Annotated in this window: 7 protein-coding genes; 2 read left to right on the top strand and 5 right to left on the bottom strand. The window is 46.8% G+C overall.

From position 1 onward, the window contains the following. Positions 1-29 precede the first annotated feature (29 nt). The gene (locus QUA44_RS02950) at positions 30-1196 is read left to right on the top strand and encodes an HNH endonuclease (RefSeq protein ID WP_333248142.1); all 1167 of its coding nucleotides are present in this window, start codon (positions 30-32) and stop codon (positions 1194-1196) included. Between the two features lie 121 nt (positions 1197-1317). Here QUA44_RS02950 and fusA read toward each other — a convergent pair whose 3' ends face one another. The 5 genes from fusA to rpsB all read right to left on the bottom strand — a co-directional run bounded on the left by fusA (position 1318) and on the right by rpsB (position 9494). Continuing rightward, positions 1318-3402 carry an elongation factor G gene (fusA, locus tag QUA44_RS02945; RefSeq protein ID WP_333248140.1) on the bottom strand — a complete coding sequence of 695 codons (2085 nt, stop codon included), beginning with the start codon at positions 3400-3402 and terminating at the stop codon, positions 1318-1320. A 385-nt stretch (positions 3403-3787) separates the two neighbouring features. Further along, positions 3788-6295 (bottom strand): ATP-dependent DNA helicase RecG, encoded by a 2508-nt coding sequence (gene recG / locus QUA44_RS02940; RefSeq protein WP_333248138.1) that lies wholly within the window; start codon positions 6293-6295, stop codon positions 3788-3790. Between the two features lie 220 nt (positions 6296-6515). Then, positions 6516-7469, bottom strand: coding sequence for a hypothetical protein (locus QUA44_RS02935; protein WP_333248136.1), 954 nt, complete (start codon positions 7467-7469; stop codon positions 6516-6518). A gap of 202 nt (positions 7470-7671) precedes the next feature. Beyond that, entirely contained in the window at positions 7672-8331 is a 660-nt protein-coding gene (gene tsf, locus QUA44_RS02930; RefSeq protein WP_333248135.1) for a translation elongation factor Ts, read from the bottom strand. Positions 8332-8666: 335 nt separating this feature from the next. Next, complete coding sequence (rpsB, locus tag QUA44_RS02925) at positions 8667-9494, bottom strand: 30S ribosomal protein S2 (RefSeq protein ID WP_333248133.1); 828 nt, start codon at positions 9492-9494, stop codon at positions 8667-8669. A 437-nt stretch (positions 9495-9931) separates the two neighbouring features. On the opposite strand from rpsB, the gene QUA44_RS02920 reads away from it, so the two are divergent. Next, complete coding sequence (locus QUA44_RS02920) at positions 9932-12136, top strand: cation:proton antiporter domain-containing protein (protein WP_333248131.1); 2205 nt, start codon at positions 9932-9934, stop codon at positions 12134-12136. Positions 12137-12264: the final 128 nt, after the last annotated feature.

Genomic DNA, 12264 nt, shown 5'->3' with positions numbered 1-12264 from the left:
AGCCGGGGAAGCATGACCTATTTTAGGATATGTCGAAAAAAAAGCTAAAATATAGATTAGTTTTCGTTGCACTTGTCATGTCGAAGAATAAATATAAATTGTCACAAATCGTTGACTTGCCACTGATAGGGTCTGCTGAACAATATCTCTTCTCAGTCGAAGACAATCGAGAGCGTGCTGATAAGCTAAAAGAATTACTTGTACCTAAGCTTAAAATACTCATTGAACAAGCTTGTGACCTTATTCACCAAGTTTATGGCACAGATGTACTCTCAGATTGCCGAATAACGACTACACCAGCTCATCGCCCTGAATCCAAGAAAACAATGCCCTTCAAACTAGCAACCGCTGGCTTGGCTATAAAAGGAAAACTTTGGATTTTTCAACTGAGATTCGAGTGTACTTCTGATAGTTTATGTGTGAAATTTTTTGGATTAAGAGGGCTAGAAGCCAATCCGATTGTCCAAGTTTTGAAGAACCATGTGGAAGATGTTACTCGGATTTTGGAGCAGGGTGGATATGAACTTTACTCTGAGGCTATTGCACCGGGAGAACCTGAAAAGTTAGAGTATGATGAGTTAATTAACAAGATGCAATTAGTTCCTGAACGAGAGTGGCAAGCTACCTCTATTACGAGTCCACATCTAGTTCTTCCTATTAAAGACCTAGATGCAGCTCAGCCAGTGATTGATAACTTTGTCGAACTCTTTGCGATCTTTCGTGCTGCAATAAATGTGTTTCTTGGTGAGGAAGATCGTTTTGAGGAATACCTAAAATGTTTGTGGGATTGGCAAAATCCGCTTCAAGTTCAGGAATCTGTAACTCCTACTAAATTCTTTCCTGATGAAGTAGATTTAGTACAAACATTTCGTGAGGGGGCAGTACGGCAAGTTTCAGTCAACGCCTATGAACGAGAGCCTAAAGCTAGGCAAAAATGTATTGATTATTACGGTTCAACTTGCTCTATTTGTGGTTTCGATTTTGGCAGAGCTTTTGGGCAACTGGGAAAAGGTTTCATTCATGTTCATCATCTAAAACCCCTTTCAGAAATTGCAGAAGAGTATGAAATTGACCCTATAAAAGATTTGCGTCCTGTTTGCCCAAATTGTCACGCTATGATTCATCGTAGTTCACCACCATTAAGTCTTGAACAAATCAAGATGTTGTTGAAGTCTGCTCGTGATTCTACTATCTAATATGTTTTGTTGACTTATTCTAACCGATAGTTTACAAAAATTAGATCCCCGATTTCTTCAAAAAGCGGGGATCTAATTTTTCTGTTTGACTCCAGATAGCACCTACCAGGAGTCAAATACACTACTTCGCAGCTTGACGCTCTTTCGCTTCCTTGATCACTTCCTCAGCGATGTTGCTCGGACAAGGAGCATAGTGCGAGAAGGACATGGAAAACTGGCCGCGCCCAGATGTCATAGTACGCAAGTCGCTAATGTAACCAAACATTTCGCTCAACGGCACATCTGCCTTGATCCGTGCTCCTGTCTGGCTTGTCTCCTGAGATTTCATCATCCCCCGGCGGCGGTTGAGGTCGCCGATCACGTCGCCCATGTAATCATCTGGAGTGAATACATCGACATTCATAATCGGTTCGAGCAACTGAGGGCCAGCTTTCGGCAAAGACTGCCGATAGGCCGCTTTGGCCGCAATTTCAAATGCCATCGCTGACGAGTCAACGGGGTGGAAACCGCCTTCTAGAAGCGTGAATTTCAAGTCTAGGCAGGGGAATCCGGCCAAGACGCCTTTGTCGATGCAGCTTTCAAAGCCTTTTTCCACGGATGCCCAATATTCTCTCGGCACGCTACCACCCGTCACTTTTGACTCAAATATGAAGCCGCTTCCAGGCTCACCAGGCTCGATCACGTAGCCGATTTTGGCGAATTGACCGGAACCACCTGATTGCTTTTTGTGGGTGTAATCGTCTTCGAGGCGCTTGGTAATTGACTCGCGGTAGGCTACCTGCGGTTCGCCGACTTCTACTTCGACGCCGTGGGTGCGCTTGAGAATGTCTACTTTGATGTCGAGGTGTAACTCGCCCATCCCCTTCAGAATCATTTCGCCGCTTTCTTGATCCGTCACCATGTGGAAGGATGGGTCTTCTTGTACCATCTTGGTGAGGGCTGCTCCCATTTTTTCTTCGCCGCCTTTCACCTTCGGTCTGACCGAAATCGAAATGACGGGATCGGGGAATACCATCGGCTCTAGGGTTGCGGGATTTTTGGGGTCGCAGATGGTGTGTCCGGTGCGGACATTTTTCATGCCGACGATCGCCACAATGTCCCCTGCTTGCGCGGATTCAATTTCTTCGCGAGAGTTGGCGTGCATCTCCACCAAACGGCTGATGCGCTCGGTTTTGCCTGTGGCGGTGTTGAGTACGGTGTCGCCTTTAGACAGCTTACCGGAGTACAGGCGCGTGAAGGTTAGAGCACCGTAGCGATCGTCCATGATCTTAAACGCCAGTGCCCGCAACGGCCTGTTGGGATCGACGATCGCAAACTCGCCGGTTTCTTCGCCATCGAGATCGACTTCTGGCTGCGGTGTGACTTCCATCGGGTTCGGCAGGTAGTCAACTACAGCATCGAGAACCAACTGCACGCCTTTGTTTTTAAACGATGAGCCGCAGTATGTGGGGAAAAATGCCCGATCGCGAGTACCTTTGCGAATACAGCGCTTCAGGTCGTCAATACTCGGTTCGTTGCCTTCGAGATATTGTTCCATCAGAGCGTCGTCTTGCTCGACGGCCAGTTCGATCAACTGTTCGCGGTATTTTTCGACATCATCGACCATATCGGCGGGGACATCTTTGATTTCGTAGTTCATCGGGTCGCCGGAGTCATCCCAGATCCAGGCTTTGCGGGTCAGCAAATCGACTACGCCGCAAAACTTTTCTTCTATGCCGATCGGCAATACCATCACCATCGGCTTAGCTGCGAGGATTTTATCAACTTGCTTGACAACGCGGTAAAAATCTGCACCTGTGCGATCGAGCTTGTTGATGTAGACGATGCGAGCGACTTTGGAATCGTTAGCGTAGCGCCAGTTGGTTTCAGATTGCGGTTCAACTCCACCGGAACCGCAGAACACGCCGATGCCACCATCGAGAACTTTCAGCGAACGGTAAACCTCGATCGTAAAATCGACGTGTCCGGGAGTATCAATGATATTGAGCTGATGCTCGTTCCAGAAGCAGGTGGTAGCAGCGGACTGAATCGTAATACCGCGCTCTTGCTCCTGTTCCATGAAGTCAGTAGTCGCCGCGCCTTCGTGAACTTCACCAATTTTGTGGATTTTACCTGTCAGTTTGAGGATTCTTTCTGTTGTGGTGGTCTTGCCAGCATCTACGTGGGCGAAGATGCCGATATTTCGATAACGAGTGAGATCTTTCATAATTACTGTTGAGATTAAATGCGACGAACCGTCGGCGACCACCTGCAAGCGTGACAAGCGAGGAATCAATGTTGCCTGGTAAGGCCAGTACAGGCCGGATTTCCTTTTCCCTGTTTCTGGCAGGACTATCTTAATTTTGACACTTCCTCGTCATTCCTGCGAAGGATTCTTGGGTCAATAAGTGCTTGAACCATGATAATTCATAAAAATAACCCAGACAAAGCTGAAAAACCCGGTTTCTTTGGTCGGAGAAGACCGGGCGGTTGAAACCGCGTCTACACAAAACCTGCCTCCGCAGGTTGAAGACCTGGCGATTTAAATTGCGTTATTTTATTCAGTCCGCGGAGGCGGACTTCGTTTTTGTAGACGCGGTTTCAACCGCCGTCTAAGTCAAAATCGACCCACTCATCATCCGCTGATATCTCCGCTCCAATTCATCGCGCACCACCGGCCACTGATTCAAACTTTCATCATTCTCAATTACCATTTGAGCCGCCGCCCTCGCCAACTCCAAAACCTCCTGATCCTCCACCAAACTCGCCAAAGCAAAATCCGGCAAACCCGACTGCCGAGTTCCCAAAACCTGACCGGGCCCGCGCAATCTCATGTCCATTTCCGCAATAAAAAAACCATCTTGAGATTGTTCTAAAACCTTCATTCTCTGCATAGCTTCCGCAGTCTTAGAACCGGGCATTAACAAACAATAAGAACGATCGCGCCCCCGACCGACTCGCCCCCGCAACTGGTGCAGTTGCGACAGTCCAAAACGCTCAGAATTTTCAATCAGCATTACCGTTGCATTCGGCACGTCTACTCCCACTTCAACCACAGTAGTAGATACTAAAATATCAGTTTCTTTGTCCCGAAATTTAGTAATTGCCTCATCTTTGTCAGCACTGCTCATCCTACCGTGGAGCAAACCCACCTTAAACTCAGGAAATACACTTTTTTCAAGTTTCTCTTTTTCCTCAATTGCCGATCGCACGTCCAACTTTTCCGACTCCTCCACCAGCGGCAGCACCACATAAACTTGACGCCCGCTTGCCACTTCCCGCCGAATCAAATCGTAAGCTTGAATACGTTCTTTGGCAGACAGTACAGTGGTTTGAATCGCCTGCCTACCGGGGGGAAGTTCATCAATTTGACTCACATCTAAATCCCCGTGCAGCGTCAGCGCCAGCGTCCGGGGAATGGGAGTTGCCGTCATCGTCAAAACGTGTGGAGCTTCGCCTTTTTGCTGCAACTTAGCGCGCTGCTGCACACCGAATCTGTGCTGTTCGTCAATTACCGCCAAACCCAATTTATGGAAATTCACCGTATCTTGAATCAGCGCGTGAGTTCCCACTAAAACAGGCAATTCTCCGGTTTCTAACTGGCTGTGAATTTCGCGGCGCTTTGCTACTTTTGTCGAACCAGTTAACAGTTCGACAGACAAGTGCATCAAGTTAAACCAACCTACCAATTTGCGGTAATGCTGTTCTGCTAAAACTTCTGTCGGTGCCATCAAAGCGGCTTGATAGCCGGATTGAATTGCTGCTAGCATTGCGACTACGGCGACTACAGTTTTGCCAGCCCCGACATCGCCTTGCACTAATCGGTTCATCGGTTGCGGCGAAGCTAAATCGTTGAGGATGTCATTGATGACTCTTTCCTGAGCATTAGTCAAGGCAAAAGGCAAGATTTCATAAAAATGTTCGATCAATTTGCCACTAGGAAGGATGACTGCACTAGCTTGAGCTTTTCTTTGGGTTTGGCGACGCTTTAAAAGGCCTAATTGCAGGTAGAAAAATTCGTCAAAAACTAAGCGGCGGCGGGCGGCGGCGAGACAATCTCGATCGAGCGGAAAGTGAATATTAGTCACAGCATCCGCTAAACCCATTAAACTGTAACGCTCGCGCAAATCCTCCGGTAGCGATTCTGGCAACATTTTCGCCGCCGGCATTGCAGCTAAGATCGATCGCCTCACCGAACCGGCATCCACCCCCTCAGTCAGCGGATAAACAGGTATCAGGCGGCCGACTTTCATCGATTCGATCGCACCGCCGGAGTCGTCTAATACTTCTAACTCGGGATTTTCTAAAGTAATTCCATATTTACCCTGCTTCACCAAGCCCGAAGCTGCTAGCACTGCACCGGTACAATACTCGCGCTTTTTGAATTCTTGCCAGCCGCGATTGCTGTAGCGAGGCCCTGCAAAAAAACGACTAATTTTTATTTCTCCGGTGCGGTCTTTTAAAATTACTTCTAATATGGTTAACTTCTTATTTTTTGGACTAGAAAAGCAATTGCAGCGCTTTACTTCAGCGATTAAAGTTACAGTTTCCCCGGCTACTAGCTCGCGAATTTGTACTTGCTTTGCATAGTCGATGTGGTTGCGTGGATAGTAGTAAAGCAAGTCATATACAGTGTATAAACCCAGTTTTGCCAAGCGGTTGCCGTTGGCAGGGCCGATGCCGGTGACGCGGGTTAACTGTTGGTCTAGAGTCAGGCTGGGGGGTGGGGGTGCTGTACTCAGGGGTGCAGTTCGGGGAACGGAAACTGCTGGGGCGGTTGGTTCAGAAGCGTTTGCGGGTCTGACTTGTCCTGCCTGTTCTTCTTGGTGGCGAGTTTCTTGTTCCCAAACTTGCTCCATTTGTCTCAGAAAACTGACCGTAATGGCGATCGAATGTTGGCGCTGTTCGAGATCTTTCTGAGGGTAGATGTCAAATTCAGCGGCTAGTTGTCTAGCTCGATCGCGCGAAGAACCTGCTACAGAACCTGCCAACTGTCTCAAACTCAGGCCGAGAAACTCGCTGAAGCGGTATTGACTGCCTTGGATGTCGTTAAATCCGCGATCGGCTTCTACTGAAAGAGCTTTTTGCAATCGCTGCCATTCGGGTTGGTTATTAGTCATCAGTCATTAGTAATTAGTCATCAGTCATCAGTCATTAGTCATTAGTCATTAGTCATTAGTCATTAGTCATTAGTCATTAGTTATTAATCATAGCTCAAGAATTCCAGACAACTGACAACTGACAACTGACAACTGACAACTGTCAACTGTCAACTGTCAACTGACAACTGTCAACTGACAACTGACAACTGACAACTGACAACTGTCAATTGACAACTGACTAATCTTCAAACCAACTCGATCTCCAAGCGGACTCAGCCTCCGCCACAGCGAGTTCCCGCTGCTTTTTCTGGTAATCGCGGCCCAGCGAGTTCAACTTTACAGACAGGTTACGAATTTGCTGGCGCCAAGCCGAGGTTCCCGCATCGGCAAACTCTATTTCCGATAGCCGCAGTTTAATCGCTGTAATGTGCAGGGCCCTACTACTAAAGGTTGCTGCCAATTTTCGCGATGCTGATGAGGCATCGGTTTCAATGATTAAGTTTAATAAGTTAGGCGGCCCAGCAACACTATCGCCGGAGGATTCAGCACCAGAAGCAGCTTCTAGAACCGGTTCTGGCAATTGACTCGGCAAGATTCCCGACTGTTGCAGCAAGCGGTTGGTGTCGCGAGAAAGCAGCTTGAGTATATGGACGATCGACTTTTCAATACTCTTTTGCCAGCGTGCCAAACTTTCAGGGGAATTGGCGTTTGGCAATTGATAATTTGCCAATGAAAATAGATAGTTAATTGCGGAAACTTGGTTTTTTTCCTTTTCGTCTTCCTCTTCTTCCTCTTCTTCCTCTTCCTCTTCGTCTTCGTCTTCGTCTTCGTCTTCGTCTTCGTCTTCGTCTTCGTCTTCGTCTTCCTCTTCCTCTTCCTCTTCCTCTTCCTCTATTTCTTCCTCTGCTTCTAATTCAGTCACCAGCGATCGCAATTTTTCCTCCGACGCCGCAGCCAAATCCCTTACAGACTGCTGCATTTTTTGCCTCCCCTCGAAGGACAACTTAAGAAACGACTCCGGTACTGCTTGAGTGCAAAGGTGATAGCAAGCCAAAATTAACTGCTGCCGCACCGCTTGTCCCAACGCAGTTAAATAACCTTCGTAGGTACTGCGAAACTCCAAAGTCAAGGCTGCTAAAGCCTCTTCGAGTCCTGCCAAATCTTGCTCTATTCGCTCTCTTGGTCGCACCATATCTCTCGTATAAAATTAAAATAGGATTTACGCAAGTTTTAAATTTTTACAATTTTTACGCTATCTGTCTGTAGTAGCAAGGTTTGCAGTGTACCTCATACAAATATAGTCTGTCCATAAGTCCTGTAAAAATTAACAATTTAAAATGTGAAAAATTAATTTTTCACATTTTAAATTGTTAATTCTCAATCTTAATTTGGGATTATTTAGCACCCATTTGGGCTGCCACTTCATCGGCAAAGTTAGCTTCTACCTTTTCAATGCCTTCGCCCAAGACAAAACGCACGAAGCGGCGCACTTGGACATTTTCGCCAATTTGGGCGATCGTTTGTTTCACCAACTCTTCCACCGAGATATTCTGATCTCTAATAAAAGGCTGATCCATCAAACATAACTCTTTCATGCGCTTCTCAATCCGCCCTTGAACAATCTTTTCTTTGATGTTGTCCGGCTTGTTGCCCAAGTCATCCTTGCCCATTTCAATTGCCTTTTCTCTTTCGACAATTTCGGCGGGGATATCTTCAACTTTCACGTATTCCACATTTGGGCAAGCTGCAATTTGCATTGCAATATTGCGTACCAAAGTTTGGAAATCTTCGCGGCGGGCGACAAAATCGGTTTCGCAGTTAACTTCCACCAACACGCCGACGCGGCCGCCGGTGTGAATATAGCTGCCTACTATACCTTCTGAGGCAACTCGTCCACCTTTGTTACCTGCCGAAGCCAGACCTTTTTTCCGCAGCCACTCAATGGATGTTTCGATATCGCCATCGTTTTCAACCAGGGCTTTTTTGCAGTCCATCATGCCCGCGCCGGTTTTCTCGCGCAGTTCTTTAACAAGTTTTGCAGATATATCCGCCATCTTCCTTAAGTTCCCAATCAAAATTAGTTATTAGTCATTAGTCATTAGTCACCAGTCATCAGTCATTAGTCATTAGTCACTAATTTTAATGTTAATGATTAGACCAAAGTGAATAAATACCCACTCGATCTTAGTACCGACTTTGTACGTGTAGCACCATAATTAATTTTGGTGCTAACACTAACACAATGAATGCTTTTGCCAGAATTATACTAATGACTTAGACTCGTGCCATGTACAATTAAAAATTAAAAATATCCAACTAAAAATAATAATTATTTTTAATTTTTAATCTTTAATTTTTAATTTCCTGGTGTTAAATTCCGATCGCAATATTAGCTTTCGGTTTCTTCGCTTTCAGCCTCAGCTTCGTCGGGATCTACATAATTGGGGTCATCCAATTCTTCGATTTCGCTATCATATTCAGCGCCTTCATAACCACCTTCGTAGTCGTAGTCTTCGTCAGCGTCGCCGCCCTGCTGACCGTGACGACCTTCGTAAATGGCATCAGCCAACTTGCCGACAATCAGCTTGATCGATCGAATAGCATCGTCATTTGCCGGAATCGCAATGTCAACCAAATCCGGGTCGCAATTGGTGTCCAACAGAGAGACGATGGGAATTCCCAACTTTTGGCATTCCAACACAGCATTATACTCGCGGCGTTGGTCTACCAGCACCACTCCGTCAGGAATCTTACGCATAGTTTTGATTCCGCCCAGATACTTCTGGAGTTTTGCCATTTCTCGGCGCAGCACCGAAGCTTCTTTTTTCGGCAACATATCGAGAGCACCGATTTCCTCGCGGCGCTCCAAATCCTTGAGGCGCTCGACTCGCGACTTAATCGTCGTCCAGTTGGTGAGCATTCCACCAAGCCAGCGCTGGTTGACGTAGTAAGCGCCGCAGCGTTGAGCTTCTTGGGCTACAATCCCGGCAGCTTGGCGCTTCGTACCCACGAACAAAAACTTTTTGCCTTTTTCCGAGGCCACTCTCATGTACTCGTAGGCATCTTCCATAAGCTGAGCGGTTTGCACGAGGTCGATGATGTGAACCCCGTTGCGCTCTGTAAAAATGTAGGGAGCCATTTTCGGGTTCCACCGACGGGTTTGGTGTCCGAAGTGAACTCCTGACTCTAGCATTTGAGCCAAACTGACTACTGGCATTGTATTTTGAACTCCTGTATTCGGGTTAATCCTCCACCCGGTAGTATTTCTCAAGGCTTGCGCCCTCGAAACACCCGAAAACCCGGATGTGCGAATTTAAACAACTTTTCTAGTTTATCACAGCGCGCGCTACTTTTTCTAACAATCTGATATCTGTAGGGTTGGCTTGGCACTCGGATGTGAGATTTAATGGGCGGGTTGGGTGCGGGGTGTGCACGATGCGGTTAGAGTTACTCGCAAGCGCTTCTTAAAAACGAAAAATCTAGGTGGGAGGTTGCCAAAGCCTTTGTTCGCTTGCTTGTGAGAGAATGGCGTTGTTGGTGCCTCTGGCGCCTTTTACCTTCGATCGAGCTGGTATCCATTTTTTCGATCGGCAATTCAGTCAGCTTTAGTAGCCTGCCCTCTCGATCCGCAAAAATCCCAAAGCTAAAAACGCCATGCCCATCCCCATTCTCGTCTTGCTTGAAGTTCTAATTGTGATCGCACTTTCGAGACTTGTCGGTTTAGCATTTCGATCGATCAAACAACCTCAAGTCATTGGAGAGATTGTCGCAGGAATTATGCTCGGCCCTTCTCTGTTGGGCTTAATTGCACCAGATTTAGCAACAGCACTTTTTCCCGCCGAAGCCGTTCCATTCCTCAACGTCCTATCTGAAGTGGGGCTAATATTTTTCATGTTTTTAATTGGTTTGGAACTGAATCCCAAGTATCTCAAAAGCAATTTAGATATAGCAATTTTAACTTCCCACGTCAGCATTTTAGTGCCGTTTTCCCTGGGAAGCATCCTAGCACTGCTGCTGTATCCGATCGTTTCAAATAATAGCGTTTCCTTTACCGCCTTTGCTTTGTTTTTGGGCGCTGCGATGTCAATTACGGCCTTTCCGGTGCTGGCAAGAATTATTACCGAGCACAACTTGCAGAATACAAAATTGGGGACGCTGGCCCTGACTTGCGCTGCGGTAGATGACGTAACGGCGTGGTGTTTGTTAGCGGTGGCGATCGCAGTTACTCGAACTAATTCGATGTTGGGCGCTTTGCCGACCATTATTGCATCTTTAATTTACATTGGTTTCATGATGACTGTAGTTCGCTGGTTCTTGCAGCGGCTTTCCAAGCACTACAACCGCACGGGCAGATTAACGCAGTTAGTGCTGGCGGGAATTTACATGGGAGTTGTAGCTTCTGCCTTAATTACTGAATTGATCGGCATTCATTTAATCTTCGGTGCATTTTTGCTTGGGGCTGCAATGCCAAAAAATGCCGGACTCACCAGAGAATTAGCTGAAAAAACCGAAGATTTTGTCCTAATATTTCTGCTGCCAATCTTTTTTGCTTACAGCGGTTTGCGTACTCAAATCGGCCTGCTCAACAGTCCCGAATTATGGCTGCTGTGCGCCGCAGTTTTGGGAGTAGCAATTGTCGGCAAATACGTCGGCACTTATGCGGCTGCTAGAGTCTGCGGCATTAGCAACCGGGAAGCTTCTGCGCTTGGTTGGATGATGAATACTCGCGGTTTGACTGAACTAATTGTGCTGAATATCGGTCTTTCTCTGGGTGTAGTTTCGCCGCTACTATTTACAATGTTAGTCATCATGGCTTTAGTGACAACTTTTATGACTTCGCCGCTGTTGGAGTGGACTTATCCAAAACGGTTAATTAGATTAGATATTTCAGAAGTTAACTCTGAGGATTCAGAATTAGAAGATTCACAAAGTGGTGACAGCAGCGAAGAAATTGCTAACAAATTGCTGCACACTTATCGAATTTTAGTACCTGTTGCCAATCCCAGCACGCAGAAAGGTTTACTGCGACTAGCGGTAGCGCTGGCGCAGCCGGCTGCTGGTATGGGCGGTGATGATTTAAAGTCGGCGGCGGTTCATCCTCTGAGTTTGATAGAATTAAATGATGACTATGCATTTGAAAGTACGCCTGCAGAAGCCGATCGCATTATTCAAGAACGCCACTCGAAATTATCAGAATTGATTGATAGTTTGGAACTGGCAGAGGCGAGAAAATTCGTACATCCCATCATTCGGGTTACTAATGATGTGGCGCGGGAAACGGCACAAATTGCGGAAATCGATCGCGCGGATTTGATTTTGGTAGGATGGCACAGGCCGACTTTTAGCAGCAACCGTTTGGGAGGACGTGTCGGCCAAATTCTCAGCAATGCTAAGGTGGATGTAGCAATTTTTGTTGACAGAGGTCGGGAAAAATTGAATAACTTGTTAGTACCTTACGCGGCAAATATTCATGATGATTTGGGGTTAGAATTGGCGCTGAGACTATTAGTTAATAGCGAGGAACGCCGTTTGACGGTGCTGCGGGTGGCGGTTGACGGGGAATCTGGAAACGAGCTGAGTTACGAGTTTCAACGAGTGATGGAACAGTTGCCGGTTGAGGTACGATCGCGCATTGAAACTCCAATTGTGGAGGCTGCTGAGCCAATTCAAGCGGTGATTGCTGCTTCTGCTAATGCTGATTTGACTATTGCGGGTACGAGTCGGGAGTGGGGAATTGAGCGCCAAACTTTGGGACAGTATACTGATGAATTGGCGGTGCAGTGTCATTCTTCGCTGCTGATTGCACGGTGTTACGTTAAAGCGCGATCGCACTTGGCTTCGGTACTTCCTCAAATGTAGTCAGTTGACAGTTGGCAGTTGACAGTTGGCAGTTGGCAGTTGGCAGTTGGCAGTTGACAGTTGGCAGTTGACAGTTGACAGTTGACAGTTGACAGTTGACAGTTGGCAGTTGGCAGTTGTTATTAGTT

Origin of the sequence: Microcoleus sp. N9_A2 (genome assembly GCF_036701775.1) — a bacterium.
Lineage (GTDB): Bacteria > Cyanobacteriota > Cyanobacteriia > Cyanobacteriales > Microcoleaceae > Microcoleus.
Note: the sequence above shows the minus strand (reverse complement) of the source record. Positions and strands in the feature narration are given on the sequence as shown.

What these genes read in the sequence shown, in the direction of transcription:
- recG (WP_333248138.1), bottom strand. Translation starts at nt 6,295, where the DNA reads ATGACTAATAACCAACCCGAATGGCAGCGATTGCAAAAAGCTCTTTCA.
- QUA44_RS02950 (WP_333248142.1), top strand. Translation starts at nt 30, where the DNA reads ATGTCGAAAAAAAAGCTAAAATATAGATTAGTTTTCGTTGCACTTGTC.
- rpsB (WP_333248133.1), bottom strand. Translation starts at nt 9,494, where the DNA reads ATGCCAGTAGTCAGTTTGGCTCAAATGCTAGAGTCAGGAGTTCACTTC.
- tsf (WP_333248135.1), bottom strand. Translation starts at nt 8,331, where the DNA reads ATGGCGGATATATCTGCAAAACTTGTTAAAGAACTGCGCGAGAAAACC.
- QUA44_RS02935 (WP_333248136.1), bottom strand. Translation starts at nt 7,469, where the DNA reads ATGGTGCGACCAAGAGAGCGAATAGAGCAAGATTTGGCAGGACTCGAA.
- fusA (WP_333248140.1), bottom strand. Translation starts at nt 3,402, where the DNA reads ATGAAAGATCTCACTCGTTATCGAAATATCGGCATCTTCGCCCACGTA.
- QUA44_RS02920 (WP_333248131.1), top strand. Translation starts at nt 9,932, where the DNA reads ATGCCCATCCCCATTCTCGTCTTGCTTGAAGTTCTAATTGTGATCGCA.